Raw genomic sequence first — 25,870 nt, forward strand, 5'->3', positions numbered from 1 at the left:
GTTACTTTAGTTAACCAAAGGAGAGGTTTAGAATGAATGAATGGATCAATGAAAAAGTTCTACCACCCGTGTTAAAATTCGTTAATACTAAAGCGATTACAGCATTAAGAAATGGTATGTTATACACGATGCCCTTTACGATCGTCGGTTCGATTTTTCTATTATTAGCAAACTTACCTATTGAATCTGTAGCAAAATGGATCACAGATAGTGGTCTAGTTGTTTACTTTAATCAGGCGTATGGTGCCTCTTTTGCGATCATGTCTATCTTTGCCGTGATCGGGATCGCTTATTCTTATGTTAAAACAGAAGGCTTTGAAGGATTACCTGCCGGAATGATTTCACTCGTTGTCTTTATTTTATTTATGGCACCAGGTGTTACTGATTTAGACAGTGGTGTAACAATTGGCAATGTTATCAATAAAGACTGGACTGCTGGTAAAGGGATGATCACAGCGATCATCGTTGGATTGATCGTCGGCTGGGTTTACAGCTGGTTCTTACGTCACGATATTCGGATCAAATTACCTGAAGCAGTTCCTGAAAATGTTGCGAACTCATTTACAGCTTTAATTCCAGCGGCAGCATTAATTACTGGCGCAATGTTTGTTTATATTTTCTTTGATAAAGTCTTTAACACAACGTTCTTTGATTTCATTTACGATGTTTTACAATCTCCACTTCAAGGTGTGACGGACTCATTAGGCGGCGCCTTAGTCCTTGGTTTCTTAGTTCCCTTATTCTGGTTCTTTGGTGTTCACGGTTCAACCATTGTTGGTGGGATCATGGGACCGATCTTACAAGCGAACTCTTTAGAAAACACAGATATTTTAAAAGCTGGGAAAGAATTAACTGTTGCCAATGGTGGTCATATCGTAACCCAACAATTTTTAGATCAATTTTTAACGGTGACTGGTGCTGGGATGACACTTGGCTTAGTCGTTTATATGGTGTTCTTTGCTAAATCTGCGCAGTTCAAACAATTAGGTCGTTTATCGATTGGTCCTGCTGTATTCAATATCAATGAACCAATTACTTTTGCGACACCGATCGTTATGAACCCAATTATGGCGATTCCGTTTATCTTAACACCTGTTGTTTCATCTGTTATTACGTATTTTGCACTCTATACTGGTTTAGTTCCACTATTTACAGCGGTTCAAGTCCCTTGGACAACGCCTCCAATCATTTCCGGATTATTAGTCGGAGGTTGGCAAGCAGCGTTACTACAAGCATTTGTCTTAACGTTAGGTTTCTTCATCTACTTACCATTTGCTAGAAAAATGGATGCAATCAATTATGCACAAGAAACAAATCAACCCATTACAGAAGAAGTCTTAGAAGAAATTGAAGCAGAAGCTTAAAAAAAATCCGTTCTAAACTGACTTAAACATTCCTGCACAGCTGATTCCGTTCAAATGATTCCTCCTAGCTGTGCAGGGATAATAAAGTATTTCGTCAAAAAAATAGTAAGGTTGTAAGGAGTAGATCACATGTCAATTTTAAGAGAAAATTTCCTTTGGGGTGGTGCAGTTGCCGCTCATCAATTAGAAGGTGGTTGGGACCAAGGTGGTAAAGGTGTTAGTGTTGCTGATGTGATGACGGTTGGCGCTCACGGTGTTCCTAGAAGAATTACAGATGGTGTGTTGCAGGGGGAAAATTACCCCAACCATGAAGCCATCGATTTTTACCATCATTATAAAGAAGATGTAAAATTATTCGCAGACCTTGGGCTAAATTGTTTCCGAACATCGATTGCTTGGACCCGGATTTTCCCCAATGGTGACGAAGCAGAACCGAATGAAGAAGGATTACAGTTTTATGATAATTTGTTTGATGAATGTTTAAAATATGGGATCGAACCTGTAATCACTTTATCTCATTTTGAAATGCCGTATCATTTAGTAACCGAGTATGGTGGTTGGCGTAATCGTAAAATGATCGATTTCTTTGCGAAGTTTGCCCGTGTTTGTTTTGATCGTTATAAAGATAAAGTTAGGTATTGGATGACCTTCAATGAAATCAATAACCAAGCGAATTACGCTGAAGACTTTGCTCCTTTTACCAACTCTGGTATCAAATACCAAGAAGGGGAAGATCGTGAAAAAATCATGTATCAAGCGGCTCACTATGAACTAGTAGCCAGTGCCCAAGCGGTAAAAATCGGTCATGAAATCAATCCTGATTTTCAAATTGGTTGTATGATTGCGATGTGTCCCATTTATCCCTATTCCTGTGATCCAAAAGATATGATGATGTCGGTCAGTGCGATGCAAAAACGGTACTGGTTTACAGATGTTCATGTGAGAGGTCATTATCCTAGCTTTATGGAAAACTATTTGGCTCGTAAAGGCTTTGATTTGGATATTACGGAACAAGATTTGACTGATTTAACCCATGGTTGTGTGGATTATATCGGTTTTAGTTACTATATGTCATTTGCGATTAAAGATCATGAAAAAGGCCCTGCTTTTGATTATGATGAGTCAAAAGATTTAGTCAAGAATCCTTATGTAGAAGCCTCTGACTGGGGTTGGCAAATTGATCCGTTAGGCTTGCGTTATGCCATGAACTGGTTTAATGAACGTTATGAATTGCCTTTGTTTATTGTGGAAAATGGCTTTGGTGCCATTGATGAAATTGAAGCAGATGGCACGATCAATGATCAATATCGTATTGATTATTTGAAAGCTCATATTGAAATGATGAAAGAAGCGGTTGAGTTTGATGGGATTCCATTGATTGGCTATACGCCTTGGGGCTTTATTGATTTAGTTTCTGCGGGGACTGGTGAGATGAAGAAACGGTATGGTTTTATTTATGTGGATAAGGATAATGAAGGGCAAGGGACGTTGAAGCGATCTAAGAAAAAGTCATTTGATTGGTATCAGCAAGTGATTAAGAGTAATGGCGAAAAGTTGTAAGAAGGTTAGGATGTAAAAATAGGGTAAACTAAATTGTGCTTATACACTTTAGTTTACCCTTTCATTTAATTAAAGTTTTAATCCTTTATTTTTTAGTGGAGAATAGCTTTTACATAGTATATTTCTAATCAACTTCTTTATTCTCAATTATATTAGGAGATAGTTCGTCACTCATTAAGACTCCTACAGGTTCTATAAACTGGTGAAGATCATCTCCAAAGAAAACCCCTTCACCTTTTCTTAATTGGTGAAAACGAACAGTTAAAATGTCATCATTAAAATCAAATAAATATACTAGTTTATTATTTGTCATCAGCGATATCCTATTATTTAAACATTGTACATATAGCCGTCCAATTTTATACTGCTCACTTACAGTTAGTGGGATATCAAAAAAATCAATTATTCTCCGCTCATTGATACTTGCTTCATATCCTGTCTTATCTCCGTATGAAAGTACCGCTTGGTTAAATTGTTCTTTTGATATAGCCGTTTTTTTATCTGATAATATTAAACAACCATAGAGTTTTTCTATTGAAATATTAAAAGCTTCCTGCAATTCTTTGACAGATACACTGACTTTTTCTTCGTTACTTTTATTGTTTACATTTTTAATTATTTTCTTCATTACATTATTTGTTATCATTTTATTCTCCAAAATTCTTTTTCCAATTAGAAATTGCTTTGTACCACTAGCTAAAAATCAAATTTCCCCACCTATTTAAAGATTTTCTCTAAGCCAACGAAATAAATTTAATTTTCAATAAAAAACCCTTTTTATTATTGTTATAAGAGGTTACTTCATAGCTTATTTCACCAACACCTTGATTGAATGTGTAAAATGTTGCATGTGAATATTCAATAAATAGCATTAGCTGAAAAAAGAGCTGTTTAACTGCTATTTTATTTAAATTGGCTAAAGTTATATCTAGGGAAAAGTATTCTTCGTTTTCATTAAAGCTTAACTGATAATCATTTATATTTTCTTTTTGATATGTCATAAACGAATTAATCTCTGCACCAATTCCAGATTCATATCCATGATCTATTTCTTTTACGATTTTTTTAAAAATCTGATCCATTTTTTTAGCTCCTTTTACTATTTGGGTATATATACTCCTCCTGGAGCAGGTGAGTGAACTGAGATTATTCCTCCCCATTCATTAGTTACAACTTTATTCCCCCTAGGATCTATATATTCCCATGTTTTTCTACCAAGCTCGTCTATTCTAGATGACCTATTCTTCATATTATTATCAATGATAGAATCAATTGTTTCCGGAGTAAACCCTCTTTCGTTAGCTCGCTCTGCTCCATGTGTAGAAAGTGATCTACCTCCTGGAGTCAAATCACCTGTACTCAGTTCGCCAAAAGCATTAACAGTTATTCCAGTAACAACCTGCGCTACACCCGCCGACACAGATTGAATCACCTCAGAAATAACCAATCCATCCGTTCTAACAAGAACAGGAATCAGTTGCCCAGTTGCCGCATCCATTCCATATGCCATAGCTAGACCATTCCCTAAGTCTACGATTCCTTTAACAATAATTTTAGCTCCACCATAGAGAAATGACATCCCTAAAACCGTTGTGTAAACTCTTCCAATAGGACTGTTCAAGAAATTATCTAACTCTCTTAAACGAAGTTCCGCCATCAATGCAATATACTCTAACGTTGCCTCAGAATCAAGTTTACCATTTTTATACACTTCATAAGTAGGGTTTCCAAATTCATCCATCCTAATTTTTACTTCATAGTTCGTATTCTTGAATTCTCGCTCTGTCCATCTTAGATTAACGTCTTTGATCCAAGAGGTATCATTTAATGAGAAGCCTTTGCCATTCCAACTCCCAGGACCAATACTGCCGTTTCCATTCGCACCTAAAGCTTGCATTCCTTTTGCTAACAGGTTTCCTGTATCATTCAAGCCATCAAAATAGCTCGTGGACTGGTCACAAAACGCAAGAAATTTTTGAAGTTTTTCCTCTATCTTAGCTTTTTTGGCTTGATTACGGGTTATTCCTGCATCCATGCTATTGATCGCAGCTTGAAAAATCATTCCCATTAATTTGTCTTTGTCGTCCGATAAATTTCGTTTGGCTCGGGCATAGCTATCTTTTGAGGATTGAAACCCTTGGATCAGTTTGTCAGCTTCATCGATTTGCTCTTGTAATTCTTCTGAATCTAAATCTTCGCTACCACATTGAGAGATGTAGGCTTCTACATATTGTTCATTCGCTTGTACAACTGCCTCACTATGAAGAATCGCTGCTTTACATAAGGCTGGATAAACGCTTGAGAGATAAGATTTTATGGCGTCCATTTCTTCTCCACTCATTCCTACGGCTAACTGAATCCCTTGCGTTGCAGTTGAAACTGATTCCAAGGCCTGACTATAAGTTTTACCATAGGACTTTATCTGCTCTGTCTGAGTTTGAACTTCACCAATCACCATTTTGACCATTGGCATCTTCCTCCTCTCTGATCACTTGCAATTCTTTTTCATAAAGTACTTCTGAATAATCTTCTAATTGTCGTTTTTCCTTTGTTATTATTTCCTGTCCCTCATTCATTTCATCAAAAAATCGACGTTCTTCTATGCGAGCATCTTCAACGATATCTTCAAAAAAAGAAAATTCTTCTTGTTTTTGAAAATAAGAAATAACTCGTTCATTATGTATTCGCTCACTTGCATATAATTGTCCGCACTCTTCTATTTTTCGATCTAACAGTCTATTTATCTGAGAATTTTCCTCTTGCTTTTCTTCGTTTTCAATTCGTTTCTTTCTAATTTCATCCTCTTTCATACAATCTACTCCTTAATTTAAAAGCTTCAATAGCTAGCTATTTCATCAAACCTGTAAACGGCATATCAAACAATTTTTTAGTCTGAGAATCTGCTCGTTCAAACGCTGCAACAGCGCTGTGAATATTCGCTACATCACGATTTAACAGTTGTTGGATTGTTGCGGAAGATGTTTTAAATTCTTCAAAAATACTAGTTGCTGTAGCATTTCCTGGCACTGTCGTACCAGAGGAAAATGTAACAGTTTGCGAAATCGTTAATTTATCATTGGCTTGACCAATCTTAGTTGCCTGATTTTGTGCTTCTGCGCCATTAACATCAATCATTCCATTAATACCCCTTTATTATTTTTAATTCCTAAAATAAATTATATCTTATAATAATAATTAAGTATATAACATTTTATACATTTAAATTATATGGAAAATCAACTATTTTTCTCCCTTGTTCGTATTGACCATTCATGTTAAGTTCTTTATACTTATTGGTATAGGATAGCAACGAAAAAAGCTTTACGAACTAGGAAAAGTTCATAAAGCTCCATCACATATAAATAACCATTGGCACCTCAAGTATCTGGCGGGAACCTTATACTTGAAGTCCTTGTAAAGTCAGCAGTAACTGCCCAAACAAGTCGCCAATAGTCACTAGCATTACAACTAGCTTCTTTCATTGTACAAAAATCAAGTGCCATTGATCGCTTCTTTTTTGTCGTGTTTTATTTGATGAGAAGTGAAATAGTAAAGTTAGTTCATACTATTGATGAACAGGTATTGGGAAATTTTCCCGATATCTTTTTTTGTTGCTATCCTATTATGTAACAACAACCTGATAGAACATAAAAAACGGCACCTCACAATTTTGGCGGGAACCAAAATTATGAGGCCCTGTAAAGACAGCAGTAACTGCCAATACAAGTTGCCGATAGCCAATACCGAAGTACCAGCATATTTTATTGTACCCAATTTTAGCCTGAATTTCTACCTTATGTGAGAAATTCTTTTAGATTGTGTCAAGATGTTTGCGGTGGTTTTTGTCTATTGAAAACGATGAGGCGCGGGTCTGATTGTTTTTTATTTACCTATCTAGTTAGGTTTTGAATAAAATTTAGACTAGGAGAATGTAGACATGGGAAAGTCACAGGAATCTAACACAATCACTTATCAGGAGATTTTGGCTGTAAAAGCTACTTTGCGTGAGCTAAAATCATGGCATGAAGCATTGCATTTTATGCGTCATTTTCTTGATGGGAAGAAAACAAGAACTTCTGGAGAGATGCAGGCTTGTGCTGAAATGTTTGAAGTGGTTTATCAAAAATTTGGCGCGTTATTGTCAGAAACCGAGGGATATTTGAGTAAACTAGTGCAGTCAAAATAAGTAATGCCTCTAAAAAAACAACTTGTGTAGGTCGTAACAGTTTACACAAGTTGCTTTTATTTTTATTCCGAGTTCTCAGAAAAACTGTTGCACCACTTTTCTTAGTTGATTCACCGACTCTTCATTTACTCATGATACTGCTGACTGATTGATTCTAACTTAGGATTAATACTTATTAAAGGTAAAAACTATTTTAATTCCCGATTCAACACCTCATCTTGAATCATGCCACTAGCTTTCATAAACATATACGTCACAACGGGGCCGACAAAGGTAAAACCGTGTTTCTTCATATCTTTGGCTACATTTTTAGATAACGGTGTGACATTTGGAACCTCATATGCTTCTTCATATACATTCAAATGAGGCACACCACCAACAAAATCCCACATATATTCAGCAAAACTGCCATATTCTTTTTGCACAGCTAAAATCGCTTGAGCATTTTGAATCGTCGCATTGATTTTTCTCGGATTGCGGATCATTTCGGGATCTTGCATGATTTTCTCCACATCGTCTGGCATCATACCAGCCACCTTTTGAATGTCCATATTGTGGAAGTTTCTCAAAAACACATCCAGCTTACCTGCTGCTGCTTTCCAACTTAATCCAGCTTGGAAGGTTCCTACTGTTAATAAGATAAAAAGTAAACGATCATCATGAGTAGGTTTGCCCCATTGGTTATGATACCAATCAAATTTCGATGGTTGGTTCTTTTTCATCTGTTTCTCCTATCCTGACATTGTTTCATTTATCATAACACAAAAAAATATGGCTAAGAAAAAAACGTTATTGTTTTTCTCTTAGCCATTCTATTCATCTAATCAACTCAGCAAGTCAGACATCGCCTTCGAAATATCAGCAGCTTTCAAACCATAAACTTCTTTCAAATACTCTAGTTTACCCACTTGACCAAATTGCTCTTTTACACCGATTCGTTTCATTTTTACTGGATGATTTTCCGTAACGATTTCCGCTACAGCACTTCCTAAACCACCGATCACATTATGATTTTCTGCGGTTACGATAGGACCCATTTTAGCTGCTTCAATCACGATTTCTTCATTCATCGGCTTGATTCTAAACAAATCGATTACTTGAACTGATATCCCCAGTTTCTCTAAATCAGTCGCTGCCTGAAGTGCTTCTTCTACCATGATCCCACTCGCAAAAATCGTCCCAGCTGTTCCTTCTTTCAGTTTAACGTATCCTTTAGAGAAATCTTCTTCTCCAGTATAAAGTGATGTTGCTTGTTTACGTATCGTCCGAATGTAGAACAGCCCTTTTGCTGTATGCGCATACTCTAAAATCGCTTTAAACTGATACGGATCTGACACCTCATAAATATGATTTCCTGGAATCACCCGCATCAACGCAACATCTTCAAACGGCATATGCGTTCCGCCATTCATTTCAGCTGTAACACCTGGATCTGTCCCAACGATGACAGCATGATTTTTGGCATACCCTAACGAAAGAAACACTTGATCGAAAGAGCGTCTAGTCGCAAATGGCGCAAAGGTATGGATAAATGGTGTGAAGCCAGTAACCGCCAAACCAGCAGCTGCCCCCATTTCTTCTGCTTCCATAATTCCCACATTGATATAGCGTTCCCCCAGCTGTTCTTTTAATTTGCTCGTTCCCATCGAACTCGCTAGGTCTGCTTCTAAAGCGACAACTTTCTGATTTTTTTCTGCTAATGCTAAAATGGTTTCTGTATAAACTTGCCGCATTTCTAAGTCCTTCATTGTGGATTCACCTCGATTTTTCCAGCCAATGTTACAATGGCTTTTTTGATTGCTACTTTGGCTGCTTCATCTGGACGTATATGGTGATTATCAGCTAACTCCTCCAAATAAGGAACGCCTTGTCCTTTTACAGTATCTAAAACGATCGCTGTTGGTTTTCCCTTTACCTGTTTTGCTTGATCGATTGCTGCTTCAATGGCATCAACATCACTGCCATCTACCCGCCAACTGCTAAAACCAAACGCCTGCATTTTTTCAACAAAATCAAATGGATCACAAATATCTGTGGTATAACCATCTAACTGCTTCTTGTTATCATCGATCAACACAATCAAATGATCTAACTTTTGATGAGCTGCAAACTGAAACGCTTCCCAGCATTGACCCTCATTTAATTCTCCATCTCCAACGATCGCATAGGTATAATTACTTTTACCTAACAATTGATTGCCTTTTGCAATACCTGTTGCAGCGGAAATCCCTTGCCCAAGTGAACCTGTGGTCATATCGACACCAGGTGTTTTGATTCGATCAGGATGTGAAGGGAGATTGGTTCCATTTTGATTTAGACTGTAAAGAAATCCTTCATCAAAATATCCCTTTAAAAATAAGGTAGCATATAGTGCAGGTCCAGCATGTCCTTTCGACAGAACAAAATAATCACGGTCTGGATTATTTTTCTTTTCTGGCGATACATTCATGACGTTTCCATATAGAACCGCTAATGTTTCTACAATAGATAAGCTCCCTCCAAAATGACCAAAGCCTAGATTGTCTAATTCCTTCATCGTATAAAAACGAATCTGATCCGCAAACTTCTGTGTATTCATTATGCTGCCTCCTTTGTTTCAGTGGTCTTTTTCTTGCCGAAAACAGTTAAACCGATCAGTAACGCCAACACAGCCAACACTCCTGCAACGACTGCGATTTGACCGCCCATATCTGCTAGTTTCCCAAGAAAAATCCCGGTCACACCATAATCTGTATCGGAGAATGTTGATCCTTGAAAGCCTAGATCACCCATAACTGGCATCAATAAAATCGGCATAAAACTGATAATCACGCCATGAATAAATGAACCGACAACAGCGCCACGTACACCGCCTGTAGCATTTCCGAAAACACCGGCCGTCGCGCCACAGAAGAAATGTGGCACCACACCTGGAATAATTACGGTCGTACCTGTTGCGATCATAATAAACAAGCTTACGATTCCGCCAACAAAACTAGTTAAGAAACCGATCAACACAGCATTTGGCGCATAAGGAAAAACAATTGGACAATCTAAAGCCGGAATCGAATTCGGCACTAATTTTTCTGAGATTCCTTTAAACGCTGGTACAATTTCTGCTAAAATCAAACGAACCCCAGCCAAGATTACGAAAACACCCGCTGCAAACATCCCTGCTTGTTGTAAGGCATAAATAATATAATTTGTTCCATTGCTAAGGTTTTTAGAAATAAAGTCATTTCCTGCAAACAACGCGACAATTGTATACACAATCCCCATCGTCAATGTAATACTAACGGTTGAATCTCGTAAAAAAGATAACCCTTTTGGAAAATTGATATCTTCTGTTGATTTTTCTTTATTGCCTACATATTTTCCGATAAATCCACTTAGAGCATAGCCAAAGTTCCCTGTATGGCCTAAAGCCACTGAATCATTTTTCGTGATTTGTTTGGTAAATGGCTGAGCGATCGCTGGAAAAATCGTATTAGCCAATCCTAACGCCAAACCACCAACTAAAACTAACGGTACTGCACTCATTTTTGTCACACTCATGATCACAGCGATCATACACGCCATATAAAGTGTAGCGTGACCCGTTAAATAGATATATTTAAACTTTGTAATACGTGCAATCAAAATATTAAACGCCATTCCTGCTAACATAATAAGTGCTGTATATGTGCCATATTTTGTCAAAGCCAAGGCAACGATCGCTTCATTATTCGGTACTACACCTTGCATATTAAAGGCATGTTGGAACATTTCGCCAAACGGTGCCAGTGACCCTTCGATCACGCCAGCTCCTGCTGTTACCACTAAAAATCCAACAAACGTTTTGATTCCGCCGCGGACAACATCTGAAATTGGCTTTTTCTGCAAACCTAACCCAAGCACTGCGATCAACGCCACCAAAATTGCTGGGGTACTTGCAATATCGATCAATATATTTAAAACGCTATTCATATTTTTCTCCCACCTTCTTTAGACTTTAAAGTAACCCTTCTTTGCCACAAACGGCTTTCACTTTTTCTCTCAATTCGTCCATATCGATAATACTGTCTAAAATAACTACATTTCCTAAATGCTGCGCACTATCTGCTAAATCTCCACCGACAAAAAAGACATCTGCCAAATCCGGTGTGGCACTTCCCATATCATAATGGGCCACCTCAACTCCTGTTACCCCTAATTCGTTCAACACACTGTTAATATTCATTTCCACCATAAAACTAGATCCTAATCCAGATCCACAAACTGCTGCCATTTTCATAATGATTCTCCTTCCTTTAATAACTGAATAATTGTTTCTTGGTCTTTTGCTGCTAATAGTTTTTCTAAATTCTCTTTGTTGGATAAAATCTTCGTTAAACTTGCCAATGCTTTTAAATGCATTTCATTATCTACCGCTGCTAAACAGATAAAAATCGTGATTTCATGCTTCGGGTCATCTAAAAGCAGCACAGGTTCTTCCACTTTTAAAAGCGACATCCCTAATTGTTTCACCCCATCTTCTGGTCTTGCATGAGGTAAGGCGATTCCTTTCCCAATATGAATAAAGGCTCCGTAATCTTTCACCTTTTGAATCATTGCGTCAATATAATTCTCTGTAATCTTCCCCTGTTCTTTTAGAGGTTGTGCCACATAAGCAATCGCTTCTTCCCACGTTAATGTTTTATCCGTCAACTGGATCATTTCTGTCGTTAGCAACTCCGATAGCATTGGCTTCTCATCTTCTTTCACTTTTAGTTTTTTGATCATTTTTCGATTTAAGATTCTGTATATTTTTTCTTTGGTGATGCCTTTTTTTAACTCGATATACGGTAATAACGTTTCAATAATTTCATCTATAGAAGGAACAACGATTCCTGGTATCAATAATTCTTCTTGCACATGACGGATCAAGTTATTTTTTTCTAACTGCGTCATGATTGGATTGATCAAATACGTTTTCTTTGGTGTATTTAACGGAACACTCGAAAAAATCACATCGTATTCAGATTCGGCAATACTTTCTAATTGATCAACCGTTGTTGTTAAACTGAAGTCAATCGTTGGAAAAAGCTCCTTCAACTCTGATTGCATGATTAGACTAGAACTGATTCCACTTGGACATAAAACCAATGCTTTATAACGGATCACCCGATTTAACTCCCGCTGATTCCCAATTTCACCACCAAATAGAATCGTAAAATACCCCACTTCTTCATCAGGGGTCGCTTGACCTGTCAGCATCTCTAATGGGTGTAGCGCTATTTTTGTCAAAGCGAATAGTTCGTCATATTGTTCTTTGATTTCTTCTATCAACACATTGGTTAGCGAAAAATGATACTTGATTCTAAAAAAAGCTGGCACCAAATGATAAAAAAGATCGAGTAGTAATTTTCGATAATCTTTAAATTCGATTGCTGCTAAACGTTCCATCTCATGAATGATTTGGCTTCCACATTCTAATAAAAATTCCAGCGCAGTATCGCGGATTTCTCCTTGTGTGATCGTCATAAAAATGAGTGTGAAATAAAATTGTTCACTTTCAGGCTCTAAGATAGTAGAGAATTTAGCTAAAAACAACTGACTTCCATGGAACGCATTCAGCTCTTTTAACGTCTCTTTTGCTTGTCTATCCAACTTAATTGAATGTGATTTTGCACGCCTTAAAACATATGCCATAAAATAAATCGTCTCTTCAATTCGGCTTGGTACAATCACTAACTCACTTGCTTTGATTGTTTCAAAAAGATATGAACGAACGTCTGCTTCAAACGTTCTTGAATACTTGATCAAGCCTTTTTTCAAGCCCCATTTCCCTGAAACCGATGTAATGACTTTGGCAACCATCTGATGTGCTTGAATCCGAATCTGCTCTTCATTCCCCGATAAATAAAACCCTTTTTTTCGTGAATAGTCTAAACTGATTTGCTGCATAGCTAAGTGTTTCCGTAACTTTTTGATATCCGCTAAAATCGTATTCTTACTGACTTGAAAAAATTCTTGATAATGAAACACAGATAAATCCTCATCTGCAGTAAACGTCAACAGATAAAGCAGCGCTTGTCTTTCATATTCTAAATAGAAAATCTCTGTTTCCAACTTACCAAAATGAAGTTCCAACCATTTATCAGCTACTTGCTTTGGAAAAGAGAGTTTCCCTTCTTCCCAATAAATCGGTTCGTAGGAAAATTTCTGCAGCTGCTCATCAATTTTTCCTAACTGATCAATCACGGTTTCAGTAGGTAATCCTGTCATTTCGCTCAGTTCTTGAATGGAGTGCCCTACACTGTGCGACATGTCGATAAGATAACTCATTCGATAATCAATCATCTTGTTCCTCCTGTATTCACTATATAATGTAACCGCTACAAATTAAAGAAACGTTGGGTCTAATCTATTTTTGAGTTTTCAAAATGATTGGACTCAATTAAAAAAATAACAAAATAGCTATGGAAGTCAAATGATTACTGACTCCATAGCTATTTTGTTATTTTATCTAAAAATCTACTCTTACATGATCAAGCATTAGGCTCTTCATCTTTCTTATAGGCAATAACATTTGAGTCTTTGTTCTTAGCGATTTCTTTGGCTCTTTCCATCGCTTGTTCTTTCGTTTCAAATGAATCAACTGCTTTTTCAGCATGTTTTGTCTGAACATACCATCGATTTTCTTGATAGTAAACTAAGACATCATTGTCTAGTAAATCTGTATTGATTTTTTTAGTACCGTGTTTGTCTGTCTTTTTAGGGTCAGTCGCTTTCTTAAAATCGGCTTTTTCAGTGTCCGTTGCTTCATCTAGCCACCTTTTAGATTGAGAAATCGCAATCGGGATCGCCCTGTCATCCGGATACCCTTCACTGACTAACGCGTTGGCAATCTCAATGGCTTTCTTTTTTAACAAAGGTTCAAAATTTTTAAACGAACTCGGATAATCCTTTAAATCCCAAGGCATTGTGACTCATCTCCTTAAATACTAAACTCAATTAAGCAAAGAAACTACCACCTGTGATGGAGTAGACTTGTCCAGTAACATAACTTGCATCATTAGAAGCTAGGAACACATAAACAGCAGCCAATTCAACTGGTTGTCCAGCTCGGCCAATCGATTCTTTTTGTCCAAACTCAGGAATTTTTTCTGATGGTTGTCCGCCACAAATTTGTAACGCTGTCCAAATAGGGCCTGGCGCAACGGTATTGACACGAATGCCAGAAGAAGCTAATTGCGCTGATAATCCTTTACTGAAAGAAGTGATCGCACCTTTTGTTGCGGCATAATCTAATAAATTTGCACTTGGCTCAGCACTTTGAATGGACGTCGTGGTAATGATACTACCGCCTTTTGGCAGATAATCTAACGCTTCTTGCACTGCCCAATACATTGAAATAATATTTGTCGTATACGTATCCATGATTTGTTGTGTGGATAAGTCTTTGATGTTCTCCACAGCTTGCTGCATACCTGCATTTAGGACTAGAATATCCAAGCCATCTAATTCTTTAGCAGCTTCATGAACAAGTTTTCGCGTAAATGCTTCATCTTTTAAATCACCTGGCAACAAAATGGCTTTGCGCCCTTCTGCTTCAATCAACTCTTTAACTTCCTTTGCATCGGCTTCTTCAAAAGGTAAGTAATTGATTGCGACGTCGGCACCTTCTCTTGCATACGCAATAGCTGCAGCACGCCCGATTCCAGAATCTCCACCTGTGATCAAGGCTTTACGCCCAGTTAATTTGCCTGATCCTTTATAGGATGTTTCTCCACAATCAGGTACAGGTATCATTTTTTGTTGTAACGCGGGTGCTTCTTGTGATTGTTTTTCAAATTTCCCATCGTAGAATCTTGTTAACGGATTTTCGATTTTTTCTATCATCTTGATTCCTCCTATGAATTTGCTGCCAATAAAAAACGACCAGCTTACTCTTTTACCCTAATACAAACGATAACTGCTGACAAATCATTTGTTTATACGCTGAGTAACTGCTCATAAAAGTCGGTTTCTTTGGCTTATCACTTAAAAATCCTTATAATTAACAGTATAAATCCATCTGTTTATAAAAAATAGGTCTTAAGTTGGATGTCAAAACATTGCAGAAACATTACAATATCATTACATCGAGTTTAAAAGGCTCGTTTCACGAGCTCACTCAGTTTTCAAATTTTAGGAGGAAAAGACATGAAAAACAACAAAACAAGATTTGGCTTGATCGCTGTAATCGTCATTGTTTTATTAGGCGTTTTCGGGGTCAGTCAATACAACGGATTAGCAAAAAAAGAACAATCAGTAGAGTCTCAATGGAGTCAAGTAGAAAACGTGATGCAGCGTAGGGCCGATCTCGTGCCAAACTTAGTCAACAGCGTAAAGGGCAGCATGCAGCAAGAACAAAAAGTCTTTGGTGATATTGCTAAAGCTCGTGAGGCTTATGGTTCTGCTAACAATGATTCAGATAAAATCAAAGCCAGTCAAGAGTTGGATCAATCTGTAGGGACGTTGATCAATGTCATCAATGAAAATTATCCTGAACTAAAATCAAATGATAATGTGCAAACATTAATGACACAATTAGAAGGCACTGAAAACCGTATCTCGGTTGAACGTAAACGTTACAATGAAGTCGTGAAAGAATACAACGAACAAGTAGTTTCTTTCCCTAAAAATATCTTTGCAAATATGATGGGTCTAGGTAAGAAGGATTACTTTAAAGCTGATCCAACAGCTAGCACTGTACCTTCCGTGAATTTTGATAATTCAACTAGTTCATCCAGTGGGAAGTGATGAACCATGAAATGGTTTAGACGTAGTTTATTATCTGGCGTATTGTTATTTCTTGTCACCTTTTTCGTCAGCTTTCAAACAACTGCATTGGCTGAATCATTACCAGCTTCACCAGATTATTTTTATTTAGATCAGCCAGGAATCCTTGATGACACAACTAAAAATTTAGTCGAGCAAAAAGGTAAGCTATACAAGGAAAAAACAGAAGCACCACAAGTTGTTTTAGCTGTAATCGACTCGACTGACGGTGACAGTATTGATAGTTATGCACCCGATTTATTTAAAAAATGGAAAATTGGTAATCAAAAAGAAGATAATGGCGTTTTAATTCTTTATGCAGTTAATGATGGCGATCGGAATGTCCGAATCGAAGTCGGTTATGGCTTGGAAGATGTAATCACAGATAGTATTGCTGGAAATATTTTGCAACACGCCAAAGATGACCTGAAATCTAGTGATAACACTTCGATCAATAAAGGGCTGCAATATACATTTAAAGCAGTCACTACTTTGATCGATAAACATTATGGCTATCCTGCTGATCAAAATGCGTTATCAGACGATGAAATAGACCAAGTGTCCTCAGATGATAGCTCTGATGGAGAAGGCTTTTTCAGCATTTTCTTCGTTCTTCTCATTGTCCTTCCTTTTATACTTTTTGGAGGTCGTGGCGGTCGCGGTGGCCGTGGCGGAGGTCCTTGGTATTGGGGCGGCGGTTTTGGCGGCGGCTCTTCAAGTGGAGGTGGCGGCTTCGGTGGTGGCGGTGGCTTCTCTGGTGGTGGTGGTTCCTCTGGAGGCGGAGGCGCCAGCATTTAGAATTAGAAGCTCTCACTCAAAAGCTATAGAAACAAAAAAGAAGCAAAATCTGTATAGGTTTTGCTTCTTTTTGTGTCCTCCCGTCAAAACCAATCTTTCCAAAACAAAAGTATATACTTTTTAAAAATAAGATGGTATATTCTATTTGTAATCGATTACAAATAGAATGTAAAGGACTGATTATTATGAATGGTTTTATGGATTCTCTTGGAGAAAAAATCATGCCGCTCGCTAATAAACTAGGGCAAAACAGATATCTCGCTGTATTAAGAGATGCATTTATGCTTTCATTTCCATTAACAATGTTCGGATCAATCATCGTCGTCATCAATAACTTACCTTTTTTCAATGATGCTACGAAAGGGACTCTTTCTTCTTTATTTGGTAACGGTCAAAATGCAACAATGAGCATCATGGCTGTATTTGTTACGTTTGGTATTGGCTATTATTTATCTAAATCGTATGATGTTGAAGGGATTTTTGGCGGCGCCGTTTCGTTTGCTAGTTTCTTACTTTTGACACCTTTTGTGATGACACTTGAAGATGGTACTGAAGTTTCTGGGGTCTTATCCTTAGATCGCTTAGGTGCTAAAGGGATGTTTATCGGGATGATCGCTGCGTTTTTAGCCGCTGAGATTTACTGTAGAATAACTAAAAAAGGCTGGCAAATCAAAATGCCTGATGGGGTTCCGCCTGCTGTGGCGAAATCATTTGCTGCACTGATTCCCGCTATTTTAACTTTATCTGTTTTTCTAATTATCAATGCAATCGTTACTGGTCTATTCAACACGAACCTTCATGACGTTATTTATGATGTGATTCAAAAACCATTAGTTGGTTTAGGCAGTAGTCTACCCGCAACTTTGATCGCTCTATTCTTTGTGCAATTCTTATGGTTCTTTGGTTTGCATGGGCAAATCATTGTGAATTCTGTAATGGACCCGATTTGGAATACCTTGATGTTAGAAAATCTAGACGCCTACAAAGCAGGCGAAAAATTACCCCATATCATTACAAAACCGTTTATGGAAACATTCACTGTAGGACTTGGTGGCTCTGGTATGACATTAGCTGTTATCTTGATCATGGCTTTTGTCATGAAAAAAAAACAATACCGAGATATCGGTCGATTAAGTTTAGCCCCTGGAATTTTCAATGTAAATGAACCTGTGATTTTTGGGTTACCGATTGTTTTAAATGCCACGATTTTGATTCCTTGGGTCATAGCACCTTTGATTGTTACGGTCCTTAATTATCTTGTGATGGCAGCGGGGATCGTTCCACCTCCAACTGGTGTGTCCGTTCCGTGGACTGTTCCGATTTTCTTTAGCGGCATGTTAGCAACGAATTCGATCCTAGGTGGTCTATTGCAACTTGTCGATTTACTTATTGTCGGTCTACTTTGGTTCCCATTCCTACGTTTATTAGATAAAGAAAAAGAAAGTGCGATTTAATCGTGCTTTCTTTTTCTACTAAACATCGAGAGCAAAAACTAACACTCTTGTTTCAAACTCTCAATTGTCTATACATTCATAATCAGTTACAATACATATGAGGAGGTTGTAACGATATGAAGCCAAAATATGAAGAAATCGCAGATACCTTGCGTGAACGGATAAAAAATAATGTGTATAAAACAGATACTCTGATTCCAAACCAAACAGATTTAGTAAAAGAATTTGATGTGAGCCGAATGACTGTCAAAAAAGCAATCGGCATTTTAGTTATGGAAGGTCTCTTATACTCGCAAAGAGGTTCTGGTACCAAAGTATTAAATCGTTCATTTTGGGACAAAGATACCTCACCAGCCAATGAATATGATGGACTTAGCAAGCAAATGCACGATCGCCATAAAAAATTAAAGAGCCAGGTCATTTTATTTGAAGTTGAATTTCCTTCAAAAGAAGTCCAAGAACGTTTAGCCATTTCTGAAGAACAGCCAGTTTATAAAATTATTCGTCTTAGAATTCTTGAAGATGAGCCGTTTATTTTAGAGCATACGTATATGCCTTGCGACTTGGTGCCAGGTCTAACAACTGATATCTTGAAAGACTCTATTTATACGTATATTAAAGAACAATTATCTCTCGATTTTGCGGGTGCTTACCGAAATATTCAAGCAGATAAATCTGATGAATACGATCAACAATATCTTAATTGTAAAAAAGATGACCCTGTGCTTGAAGTACAACAAGTGGTTTATTCAAAGAATGGACGTCCTATTGAGTTTTCATGTAGTCGAAACCGATATGACCAAAGAAGCTATTCTATTTTAAATGTTGATTATGCCTAGTTTAAAAAATGTGAAGCAAAACAGATGTCTCGTTTTGCTTCACATTTTTCTTTTTATTTATCGGTTAGGGTATTGGTTTGAGCAACTGTTTTAAACCAATGCCCAGATTTTTTGATTGTCTTGATTTGCGTATGGATATTGGTAGAGATAAAGCCGTAGCGGTTCTTATAGGCATTCGCCCAAGACCAACAATCGATTGGTGTCCATAAATGGTAGCCAAAACAGTTCGATCCTTCTTCGATCCCTTGATGAACCCATTCTAAATGCTCCCGAATAAAATCAATACGATAGTCGTCTTCGACAACACCTACTTCATTCATAAATCGTTCCTCGCCTGAAATCCCCATACCATTTTCAGAAACAAACCATGGAATATTTTTATAATTATCACGAATATTGATAGCAATATCATATAACGCTTTTGGATAGATTTCCCAGCCTCGATCAATATTCATGCGACGTCCTGGCATATTGTATTCATCAAAATAGCGATTCGGTAACCAAGCACCAACACTATTTGGTGCAATATCAGGTGCTTTTACACGATTAGGATGATAGAAGTTAACACCCAATACATCGATCGTATTCTCTTTGATCAAAGCTAATTCTTCTGGTGTACTTTCCCAAAGGACACCATCTTTTCTGAATAACTCAACCAACTCTTGCGGAAATTCCCCATGAACAGCCGTATCTAAAAACATCCGATTATTAAATAACTCTGCACTATTCGCTGCAGCTAAATCTTCTGGACTATCAGAAGCTGGATAAGTCGGTGTTAGGTTTAAAATGATCCCAATTCTTCCCCCATCGTTTTGCAAGCCCATTTTTCTGAACGCTTGGATTACTTTTGCAGAAGCTAAATTCAAATTATACGCTACTTGAACTGCCTTTTTTCCATCAACGATTTTGGGATAGTGAAATTGGTGTAAGTATTCTCCTTCAACCACAACGATTGGCTCATTATGTGTAAACCAGTCTTTGACACGATCGCCAAATAGCTCAAAGCATCTTTCAGCAAATTTCACATATAAATCAACCACATGTTTTGATTCCCAACCACCATATTTGTGATACAATTCCACAGGCAAATCAAAATGATGTAAGTTCATGACAGGTCTGATTCCCGCTGCAATAAACTCATCGATCACATCATTATAAAAACGAACAGCTTCTTCATTGACCGTTCCTGTTTCAAAATCGTCGATCAAACGTGTCCATTGGATCGATGTCCGAACGCTATTTAACCCAATTTCTTTCATCAACGCAATATCTTCTTTATAGCTGTTGTAAAAATTAGAGGTAACATCCGGTCCTACTTGATCATAAAAATCTGTTGGCTCAATTTCATACCAATAATCGAACATATTCGCATGTTTTTTATTAAATCGCCCTTCACTTTGTGGTCCTGATGTCGCAGCACCCCACCAAAAATCCTCTTTAAATGTTCGTTGCATAACGGTCCCTACTTTCATCGAATTATTTTTCAATCCTCGTATTCCCCATCATTATAAAGCCAAAAACGACAAATGTCTATACTTTTAATTTAAAAAACATACAAAAAAAGACAAGACTGATTTCATCTTATCTTTTTAACAAATTTATTAAAGAATCAATTGTTTGCGCTCATTATAATATTCTTTATAAGCTAAATAAGTTGCAATAACCGAGCCAATACTAGTTGCCGAAAGTAGCATAAACGTTACCATAATCTGATACTTGATTGCATGTACTGGATCGACTCCAGCAAAAATCAGTCCAGACATCATCCCAGGTAAACTAACGATACCAACTGTTTTGGCGGAATCAATCGTCGGTGCCATCCCCGTTCGGATACTTGCTCTAACAATTGAACGAGAAGCTAACTTAATATCTGCACCTAACGCCAATTTTTCAAGCACAGCTTGCCTTTGATCATGGAACAAACTATCCATATTTCGATAACATAAGCCAATCGCAATCATTGAATTACTTGCAATCATCCCACTGATGGGAATGATTTGCGAAGGAATAAAACGAATTGCACCTGATAAAACTAAGACACCGATCGTCACTCCCGTACTACAAGAAATCGCTAATAATGAAATCCAAAAACCATTTTTCAAATGATTGCTACGTTTCCCCGCATTTAACGCGGCATTAACAATAATGATCCCAGCCATGACGATGGTCAAAATCACATTATCTAGTTGAAAAACATATTTAAGGAGATACCCAACTAAAACAAGTTGAATGATCGCTCGACACACACTAATAATGATATCCTTGGTAAAACCTAATTTTTCTTTATAACTGATCAGTAATGCTACTATCACTAGCATTCCAGCAAATAAAAGCGACAAATCATTCACGGCTAAGTTCATTCAGTTTCCTCCAATCTACCTGCTACGATTTTTTTAACGATCGTGGCTTGGGCAATCTCCTCTGGATCATGCGTTACGCGAATCAGTGTAATGTTTTTCTCCTGATTTAGTTGCAGTAACCAGTTATTAACAATTGCTTTACTCTCTTCATCTAACCCCGCTGTCACTTCGTCCAACAGTAACACTTCAGGTAGAAAAATCACATTGCGGATCAAAGCTACACGTTGTTTTTCACCCCCTGATAATTCAGTGATTTTTTTATCAAGATAACTTTCAGGTAGTTTGACTTCTTTTAACAAGTTCAATACATGACTTTCTTGAAATTCTTTTTTACGTACTTCATAAGGAAACATAAAATTATCCCGTACGGTTTCGCCAAATAGTGAAGGTTGTTGAAAACAGTAGGAAACCTGCATGCGGTAATTTTCTGGAGTTAGCGTTTCAATGTCTTGATCTTTGAAGCATATCTTTCCTTTAGTTGGTGTTAGCAAGGACGCTAAGATCTTGAGTAAAGTGCTTTTCCCACTGCCGGATGGTCCTGTGATGGTTGTGTGGCTGCCTTTTTCAAACGATGTGGTGATATCGTTTAGGATTAATTGTTTTTGGTGTTGAAAAGAGATATGTTCAGTTTTTAACAAGTTTAATCATTCCTTTTGATTGTTATTAAGAAAATGTCCTAAATTCTTATTTTTAAAAATAATTTTTTCTATTTGAAGCTCTTCCTTACTACCTTGCCATAACGATAATTCATCCATAATTTTTTCAGGATATTTTTTACTGATATCCCTTAGCGCATTTCCGCATGATTTTCTGACGTATTCACTGTCGTCATTTTTAAGTGTTGACAGCAAACGGATAGCACTATCAGGATTATCTTTAAAATAAGGACGGCTCGTCCAAATTCTTAACCCTTCTGAAACAGCTCTTCTAGTATTACTATTTTCAAAGTTTAACCATTCTTTTATCGTCACTAGCGCTTCTTCATAGCCTATTTCTTTACAAAAATGATCAAATGCCATCCCTAAAATTTCTTGCACTCGCCAATTGTCATCTTTTGAGACATTCTTTTTCAAGAAATTTAATACCTCACGATTGTTTGATGCACGCTTTCCAAACAGAAAAACAGCAACCATTCGTATTTGATAAATTTCAGATGCATATAACGTAAATGCTAGCTCCTCTAATTCCTTTTCTGTCCGCTCTTTTTCAAGTGAATCGGCTAAGTGTTCCATTGGTTTAAATCCATTAGGAACGTTGGCTATTTCTTTCAACTCTTCTTCTAACGTCATTTTATGCTCCTTTCACTTTTCTGGTTACTTTGAGAAAAAATCAGTTCAACTATATTTTCTGACAGTTTGCTTGTCTTCATGCTATTCACTCACTACCAAAGAATCGCTCCTAAAATAGTTTATATAATTAGTATAAAACAAAAAAACTGTAAACAAAACTCCCGATTTAGAAGTTTGTCTACAGTATGATGCTACACAGTGTCTACTTAGCTCTCGGAGTTTAACTCTTTTCTACCAAAAGCATCGCTGTTGCCCTTAAACTATCAAGTTCCTTTTACAAATACTTATCTTCTTTCCAAAATTCACTTTCTCTAAATAAAAAATTTCTCTATCTTTGGAATCCACTTGATGACTCTGTATATAAATGCTTTTTCATATTTAAGTATGAGGATATCTAATCTTCATTTTATATTTTTGGGTGTAAATTGTATCTAGATATGTAGTGAGTCGATTAATTTTTTCTTGATCAATCGTTGAATCCCAAACAAAAGTAGGGATATCTTTTTTTAGCCATCTAGTCAAGCTAACATCCGTAACCAAAAAGTCAACCTTGTTAGAAGTGTAAGGTAGGAAAGTCACTGGAAATGAAAGGTTCTTAATCAACATCTCTTCAAAAAATTCTTTTTGAAACACACTAGAGTGAGAATAGAGCGCAATATTTAAAGCTGGACGTTTACTTTTCATTAATTCCGAAATAAGTAGCAAATAGAACGTACATAGCGCATCTTTTTGAGCATATAAAGGCTCTATAATAGTAACAGAAAAGAGCGTATCCAAAAAAGATAGAATAAGTTTATACTCGATAAATAAATCTATTTTCCCATAAGACGTATTCGTAAAACAAGGGACCGTTTCCACAGGACCAGGTAAATACAAATATCTACTATGGAGTGAAAGTAAATTGTAATAAAGATAAAAATATTCATTAACATCTAAAGCAATCTCGAGTTCAGCCATAAATCTCTCTATCCATTTTTCAGTAATCAAAGTAGCAGTATTTATTTTTAATCCAGAAAAGGCAGTTAATTTCAAAGTTGAAATTTGTTTTAATGGATAGATTTGGCTTGTAATGAGCGAAAAATATAAAAAGTTGGCTTCATAATGCCAAGTTTCCTCATCTAGCGTCAATAAAATCTGAAAATCTTTAGAAAAACCAAAAAAAAGAGAATAAAATTGTTCTTTGGAGAGCATAGGAAAAGCTGGCTCATTAAATTCATATTCTTCAGTAATGAAATAGCCCTTGTCGATACGGGACAATGTGACCGCAAGCCAAATAATTACCATGTTTGGCTTTGCTAAAAAAGTTTTTAGTTCCTCGTCACTTTTTTCAATTACCTCTTTTAGTTTATTAAATTCAATTTCCTCGAATGGCCATTTTAATACCTTGTAAGATTCCCAAAATAATGTGAAGTAAAAAAACCGAATGTTCTGTTCTTTACCCACGATACTATTAGACGTTTTTAAATCTAAACTTAAATTGTATTGCTGTAAAATTTGGTTTAGTTTTTTTGTTTGTCGATAAACAGTCGAGTAACTGTAAAAATACTTTGTCGCAAAACTATGTAAATCAAAGAAAGTACTATTGTAAATTTCAAGACAAAGATTAAATAAAATCGACTTTTCCAAATAATAAAGTAGAAAGTAATTGATATCGAAATCCTGTGCAACCGTCACAGTCAACGTATTATCATCATTTAAAACAATAGATATGTATTTTTCACACTCTAATTGTTTACTATCATTTACTAAAGACTTTAGGTTTTTGATAATAGTTCGTCTGTCTTTCGATAATTTGTTTGTGAAATCCGAAATAGACATAACCATATTATTCCCTCGTGGAAAGCTATTTAATATCTCTAAGCGAAAGACAAATTCCTTATTTAGTAGTACTTTCATGAACAATTATCCCCTTAATATGTGCTGGAAACTTATTATTATTAATTATTACTTTTAGAACAAATTTAGCTCTTTGAAAAATAACTCCATCAAATAGAGTAAGAAATGACTATGATTGTGTAAAGACAAGAAAATTTTCTTACAACAATTACTAGAATTTAGTCTGTTGCTGATGAAGTTAACATGTTATACATTGAAACTATTCCTCAGTTTGGAACGATCCAATCAACTCCGTTTTCTCAGAACTAGATACCTCTATCCATAAATCTAGTTATTTTTTAGGTACTAAAAATCATCTTTCCAAAAGAGACTCACCTTATTTATATCTAGTTATTTGTTAGACTGCTTTCGTTGCTTTTCAAAGAAATCCTACGTTATCTGCTTATTACCCATCGCAGAACATCCCATATTGATGTTGTTAATCTCAAATTGGTGAGTATCATTTTCGCAATTTGGGTAACAGATAAACTTTATGAAGTAAAATTATCTGCTAAAACTGGCGCCTAATTTTTTTCTATGCAGCTAGCTAGGCTTATTTGTGTTACTCTAAAATTGAAGAATAAATACCATTAGAAATAATCAACTATTCACTTTAGTTTTTTTATAGCGGACTATTTTCCAAAGAGTCAAGTAAGTATCTATGCTAGTTTTTTACTCAAACATTCAATATATACCCTTTTGACCGCACCGTACGAATTGTTTCTGCGGTACCGATCTCTTGTTCAAATTTTTGCCGGATATGAAAAATTAAATTGCTGATACGATAAAAATTTCGTTCTTTGTTCTCCTCTTCCCAAATTACTTTGTACATCTCTTCATAAGTAACGGTTTTACCAATATTTTTATACAGTAATTCCATGGCTTTATACTCAAGATTAGTTAATTGAACCTCTTCATTCTCATTCATAATGACACTTCTATTTCTATGATTTAAAATAATTCCCTCACAACTATGTTCTTGTACTGTTCTTTCAGGCTCTAATTTTACCGTTACCCTTTTTCGTTTTAACGAATTAGAGACGATCAACTGCCATTCTTCTAGTTTCAAACTCTCTGTTTTTACACCATCTGCTCCTAGTTTCAAATACACTATTCGATTCATCTCATTTTGAAATGCAGACCACACCCAAATCAATGAATCTGCTTCGTTTTTTACTTGTATCAACTGTCCGCAAACTTCACCAACTTGTTCTAAGCTATTTTCTATTAAAATGATCAAATCACAAAAGGTCTTGTTATCATTATCAATCTGAATTAATTCCCATTCATTTGGTATGACCGCTTGTAACTGTTCCCATTCCGTTGTTGCTCCTTCAAAATTTACTACGCCAATACGATACATGTCTACCCCTCCAATAGAA

The 25,870-nt window shown here is 36.5% G+C and carries 26 protein-coding genes; 7 read left to right on the forward strand and 19 right to left on the reverse strand.

Annotated elements, in window-relative coordinates:
- The first annotated feature begins 32 nt into the window (after window positions 1-32).
- Both ATZ35_RS02155 and ATZ35_RS02160 read left to right on the forward strand, forming a co-directional pair.
- Window positions 33-1,364: a PTS sugar transporter subunit IIC gene (locus ATZ35_RS02155; RefSeq protein ID WP_010762764.1), complete on the forward strand. Its 1,332-nt coding sequence runs from the start codon at window positions 33-35 to the stop codon at window positions 1,362-1,364.
- Between the two features lie 129 nt (window positions 1,365-1,493).
- Complete coding sequence (locus ATZ35_RS02160) at window positions 1,494-2,924, forward strand: 6-phospho-beta-glucosidase (RefSeq protein WP_208929183.1); 1,431 nt, start codon at window positions 1,494-1,496, stop codon at window positions 2,922-2,924.
- Between the two features lie 124 nt (window positions 2,925-3,048).
- On the opposite strand, the gene ATZ35_RS02165 is transcribed toward ATZ35_RS02160, so the two are convergent.
- The 5 genes from ATZ35_RS02165 to ATZ35_RS02185 all read right to left on the reverse strand — a co-directional run bounded on the left by ATZ35_RS02165 (window position 3,049) and on the right by ATZ35_RS02185 (window position 6,059).
- Window positions 3,049-3,570, reverse strand: coding sequence for a PM0498 family protein (locus tag ATZ35_RS02165; RefSeq protein WP_208929186.1), 522 nt, complete (start codon window positions 3,568-3,570; stop codon window positions 3,049-3,051).
- Between the two features lie 88 nt (window positions 3,571-3,658).
- The gene (locus tag ATZ35_RS02170; protein WP_208929189.1) at window positions 3,659-4,006 is read right to left on the reverse strand and encodes a hypothetical protein; all 348 of its coding nucleotides are present in this window, start codon (window positions 4,004-4,006) and stop codon (window positions 3,659-3,661) included.
- Between the two features lie 17 nt (window positions 4,007-4,023).
- Window positions 4,024-5,397 (reverse strand): LXG domain-containing protein, encoded by a 1,374-nt coding sequence (locus ATZ35_RS02175; protein ID WP_208929192.1) that lies wholly within the window; start codon window positions 5,395-5,397, stop codon window positions 4,024-4,026.
- The gene (locus ATZ35_RS02180) at window positions 5,369-5,734 is read right to left on the reverse strand and encodes a hypothetical protein (protein WP_208929195.1); all 366 of its coding nucleotides are present in this window, start codon (window positions 5,732-5,734) and stop codon (window positions 5,369-5,371) included. Before ATZ35_RS02180 ends, ATZ35_RS02175 begins: the two co-directional genes overlap by 29 nt.
- A 37-nt stretch (window positions 5,735-5,771) precedes the next feature.
- Window positions 5,772-6,059 (reverse strand): TIGR04197 family type VII secretion effector, encoded by a 288-nt coding sequence (locus tag ATZ35_RS02185; protein WP_208929197.1) that lies wholly within the window; start codon window positions 6,057-6,059, stop codon window positions 5,772-5,774.
- Window positions 6,060-6,861: 802 nt separating this feature from the next.
- Here ATZ35_RS02185 and ATZ35_RS02190 point away from each other — a divergent pair.
- Window positions 6,862-7,110, forward strand: coding sequence for a hypothetical protein (locus ATZ35_RS02190; protein ID WP_208929200.1), 249 nt, complete (start codon window positions 6,862-6,864; stop codon window positions 7,108-7,110).
- Between the two features lie 188 nt (window positions 7,111-7,298).
- On the opposite strand, the gene ATZ35_RS02195 is transcribed toward ATZ35_RS02190, so the two are convergent.
- The 8 genes from ATZ35_RS02195 to ATZ35_RS02230 form a co-directional block, all read right to left on the reverse strand.
- Entirely contained in the window at window positions 7,299-7,832 is a 534-nt protein-coding gene (locus ATZ35_RS02195; RefSeq protein WP_208929203.1) for a DNA-3-methyladenine glycosylase I, read from the reverse strand.
- A gap of 102 nt (window positions 7,833-7,934) precedes the next feature.
- Window positions 7,935-8,858, reverse strand: coding sequence for a transketolase family protein (locus ATZ35_RS02200; protein ID WP_208929206.1), 924 nt, complete (start codon window positions 8,856-8,858; stop codon window positions 7,935-7,937).
- Entirely contained in the window at window positions 8,855-9,688 is an 834-nt protein-coding gene (locus tag ATZ35_RS02205; protein ID WP_208929209.1) for a transketolase, read from the reverse strand. The genes ATZ35_RS02200 and ATZ35_RS02205 overlap by 4 nt, the downstream gene beginning before the upstream one ends.
- A complete protein-coding gene (gene ulaA, locus ATZ35_RS02210; protein ID WP_208929212.1) occupies window positions 9,688-11,055 on the reverse strand; it encodes a PTS ascorbate transporter subunit IIC in 1,368 nt (455 codons plus the stop codon). The genes ATZ35_RS02205 and ulaA overlap by 1 nt, the downstream gene beginning before the upstream one ends.
- Window positions 11,056-11,080: 25 nt before the next feature.
- Window positions 11,081-11,362, reverse strand: coding sequence for a PTS sugar transporter subunit IIB (locus ATZ35_RS02215; protein WP_208929215.1), 282 nt, complete (start codon window positions 11,360-11,362; stop codon window positions 11,081-11,083).
- On the reverse strand, window positions 11,359-13,410 hold the full coding sequence (locus ATZ35_RS02220) for a BglG family transcription antiterminator (RefSeq protein ID WP_208929217.1): 2,052 nt from the start codon (window positions 13,408-13,410) through the stop codon (window positions 11,359-11,361). Before ATZ35_RS02220 ends, ATZ35_RS02215 begins: the two co-directional genes overlap by 4 nt.
- 188 nt (window positions 13,411-13,598) lie before the next feature.
- Window positions 13,599-14,033, reverse strand: a complete 435-nt coding sequence (locus ATZ35_RS02225) for a DUF2188 domain-containing protein (protein WP_208929220.1) — start codon at window positions 14,031-14,033, stop codon at window positions 13,599-13,601.
- Window positions 14,034-14,064: 31 nt separating this feature from the next.
- Window positions 14,065-14,952 carry an SDR family oxidoreductase gene (locus tag ATZ35_RS02230; protein ID WP_208929223.1) on the reverse strand — a complete coding sequence of 296 codons (888 nt, stop codon included), beginning with the start codon at window positions 14,950-14,952 and terminating at the stop codon, window positions 14,065-14,067.
- Between the two features lie 303 nt (window positions 14,953-15,255).
- Between ATZ35_RS02230 and ATZ35_RS02235 the strand changes: the two genes are divergently transcribed.
- The 4 genes from ATZ35_RS02235 to ATZ35_RS02250 all read left to right on the forward strand — a co-directional run bounded on the left by ATZ35_RS02235 (window position 15,256) and on the right by ATZ35_RS02250 (window position 18,964).
- Window positions 15,256-15,855: a LemA family protein gene (locus tag ATZ35_RS02235; protein WP_208929226.1), complete on the forward strand. Its 600-nt coding sequence runs from the start codon at window positions 15,256-15,258 to the stop codon at window positions 15,853-15,855.
- Window positions 15,856-15,861: 6 nt separating this feature from the next.
- The gene (locus ATZ35_RS02240; RefSeq protein ID WP_208929229.1) at window positions 15,862-16,671 is read left to right on the forward strand and encodes a TPM domain-containing protein; all 810 of its coding nucleotides are present in this window, start codon (window positions 15,862-15,864) and stop codon (window positions 16,669-16,671) included.
- 185 nt (window positions 16,672-16,856) lie between these two features.
- Window positions 16,857-18,125, forward strand: coding sequence for a PTS cellobiose transporter subunit IIC (gene celB / locus ATZ35_RS02245; RefSeq protein WP_208929232.1), 1,269 nt, complete (start codon window positions 16,857-16,859; stop codon window positions 18,123-18,125).
- Between the two features lie 116 nt (window positions 18,126-18,241).
- Window positions 18,242-18,964, forward strand: a complete 723-nt coding sequence (locus ATZ35_RS02250) for a GntR family transcriptional regulator (protein ID WP_208929235.1) — start codon at window positions 18,242-18,244, stop codon at window positions 18,962-18,964.
- Window positions 18,965-19,017: 53 nt separating this feature from the next.
- Here ATZ35_RS02250 and ATZ35_RS02255 read toward each other — a convergent pair whose 3' ends face one another.
- The 6 genes from ATZ35_RS02255 to ATZ35_RS02280 all read right to left on the reverse strand — a co-directional run bounded on the left by ATZ35_RS02255 (window position 19,018) and on the right by ATZ35_RS02280 (window position 25,851).
- Window positions 19,018-20,418 carry a glycoside hydrolase family 1 protein gene (locus ATZ35_RS02255; protein WP_208930410.1) on the reverse strand — a complete coding sequence of 467 codons (1,401 nt, stop codon included), beginning with the start codon at window positions 20,416-20,418 and terminating at the stop codon, window positions 19,018-19,020.
- Window positions 20,419-20,565: 147 nt separating this feature from the next.
- The gene (locus ATZ35_RS02260) at window positions 20,566-21,324 is read right to left on the reverse strand and encodes an ABC transporter permease (RefSeq protein WP_208929238.1); all 759 of its coding nucleotides are present in this window, start codon (window positions 21,322-21,324) and stop codon (window positions 20,566-20,568) included.
- Entirely contained in the window at window positions 21,321-21,962 is a 642-nt protein-coding gene (locus tag ATZ35_RS02265) for an ABC transporter ATP-binding protein (protein WP_208929241.1), read from the reverse strand. Before ATZ35_RS02265 ends, ATZ35_RS02260 begins: the two co-directional genes overlap by 4 nt.
- A 6-nt stretch (window positions 21,963-21,968) precedes the next feature.
- A complete protein-coding gene (locus ATZ35_RS02270; protein WP_208929244.1) occupies window positions 21,969-22,613 on the reverse strand; it encodes a DNA alkylation repair protein in 645 nt (214 codons plus the stop codon).
- Between the two features lie 378 nt (window positions 22,614-22,991).
- A complete protein-coding gene (locus ATZ35_RS02275; protein WP_208929247.1) occupies window positions 22,992-24,509 on the reverse strand; it encodes an AcpB/EbpR/MafR family transcriptional regulator in 1,518 nt (505 codons plus the stop codon).
- A gap of 655 nt (window positions 24,510-25,164) precedes the next feature.
- The gene (locus tag ATZ35_RS02280; RefSeq protein ID WP_010766084.1) at window positions 25,165-25,851 is read right to left on the reverse strand and encodes a winged helix-turn-helix domain-containing protein; all 687 of its coding nucleotides are present in this window, start codon (window positions 25,849-25,851) and stop codon (window positions 25,165-25,167) included.
- Between the last annotated feature and the right edge of the window lie 19 nt (window positions 25,852-25,870).

It is taken from the genome of Enterococcus rotai (assembly GCF_001465345.1).
GTDB lineage: Bacteria > Bacillota > Bacilli > Lactobacillales > Enterococcaceae > Enterococcus_L > Enterococcus_L rotai.

Bases quoted from the DNA above. Each gene is read 5' to 3' on its own strand.
- ATZ35_RS02155 (WP_010762764.1), top strand. From the start codon at position 33: ATGAATGAATGGATCAATGAAAAAGTTCTACCACCCGTGTTAAAATTC.
- ATZ35_RS02160 (WP_208929183.1), top strand. From the start codon at position 1,494: ATGTCAATTTTAAGAGAAAATTTCCTTTGGGGTGGTGCAGTTGCCGCT.
- ATZ35_RS02165 (WP_208929186.1), bottom strand. From the start codon at position 3,570: ATGATAACAAATAATGTAATGAAGAAAATAATTAAAAATGTAAACAAT.
- ATZ35_RS02170 (WP_208929189.1), bottom strand. From the start codon at position 4,006: ATGGATCAGATTTTTAAAAAAATCGTAAAAGAAATAGATCATGGATAT.
- ATZ35_RS02175 (WP_208929192.1), bottom strand. From the start codon at position 5,397: ATGCCAATGGTCAAAATGGTGATTGGTGAAGTTCAAACTCAGACAGAG.
- ATZ35_RS02180 (WP_208929195.1), bottom strand. From the start codon at position 5,734: ATGAAAGAGGATGAAATTAGAAAGAAACGAATTGAAAACGAAGAAAAG.
- ATZ35_RS02185 (WP_208929197.1), bottom strand. From the start codon at position 6,059: ATGATTGATGTTAATGGCGCAGAAGCACAAAATCAGGCAACTAAGATT.
- ATZ35_RS02190 (WP_208929200.1), top strand. From the start codon at position 6,862: ATGGGAAAGTCACAGGAATCTAACACAATCACTTATCAGGAGATTTTG.
- ATZ35_RS02195 (WP_208929203.1), bottom strand. From the start codon at position 7,832: ATGAAAAAGAACCAACCATCGAAATTTGATTGGTATCATAACCAATGG.
- ATZ35_RS02200 (WP_208929206.1), bottom strand. From the start codon at position 8,858: ATGAAGGACTTAGAAATGCGGCAAGTTTATACAGAAACCATTTTAGCA.
- ATZ35_RS02205 (WP_208929209.1), bottom strand. From the start codon at position 9,688: ATGAATACACAGAAGTTTGCGGATCAGATTCGTTTTTATACGATGAAG.
- ulaA (WP_208929212.1), bottom strand. From the start codon at position 11,055: ATGAATAGCGTTTTAAATATATTGATCGATATTGCAAGTACCCCAGCA.
- ATZ35_RS02215 (WP_208929215.1), bottom strand. From the start codon at position 11,362: ATGAAAATGGCAGCAGTTTGTGGATCTGGATTAGGATCTAGTTTTATG.
- ATZ35_RS02220 (WP_208929217.1), bottom strand. From the start codon at position 13,410: ATGATTGATTATCGAATGAGTTATCTTATCGACATGTCGCACAGTGTA.
- ATZ35_RS02225 (WP_208929220.1), bottom strand. From the start codon at position 14,033: ATGCCTTGGGATTTAAAGGATTATCCGAGTTCGTTTAAAAATTTTGAA.
- ATZ35_RS02230 (WP_208929223.1), bottom strand. From the start codon at position 14,952: ATGATAGAAAAAATCGAAAATCCGTTAACAAGATTCTACGATGGGAAA.
- ATZ35_RS02235 (WP_208929226.1), top strand. From the start codon at position 15,256: ATGAAAAACAACAAAACAAGATTTGGCTTGATCGCTGTAATCGTCATT.
- ATZ35_RS02240 (WP_208929229.1), top strand. From the start codon at position 15,862: ATGAAATGGTTTAGACGTAGTTTATTATCTGGCGTATTGTTATTTCTT.
- celB (WP_208929232.1), top strand. From the start codon at position 16,857: ATGAATGGTTTTATGGATTCTCTTGGAGAAAAAATCATGCCGCTCGCT.
- ATZ35_RS02250 (WP_208929235.1), top strand. From the start codon at position 18,242: ATGAAGCCAAAATATGAAGAAATCGCAGATACCTTGCGTGAACGGATA.
- ATZ35_RS02255 (WP_208930410.1), bottom strand. From the start codon at position 20,418: ATGCAACGAACATTTAAAGAGGATTTTTGGTGGGGTGCTGCGACATCA.
- ATZ35_RS02260 (WP_208929238.1), bottom strand. From the start codon at position 21,324: ATGAACTTAGCCGTGAATGATTTGTCGCTTTTATTTGCTGGAATGCTA.
- ATZ35_RS02270 (WP_208929244.1), bottom strand. From the start codon at position 22,613: ATGACGTTAGAAGAAGAGTTGAAAGAAATAGCCAACGTTCCTAATGGA.
- ATZ35_RS02275 (WP_208929247.1), bottom strand. From the start codon at position 24,509: ATGAAAGTACTACTAAATAAGGAATTTGTCTTTCGCTTAGAGATATTA.
- ATZ35_RS02280 (WP_010766084.1), bottom strand. From the start codon at position 25,851: ATGTATCGTATTGGCGTAGTAAATTTTGAAGGAGCAACAACGGAATGG.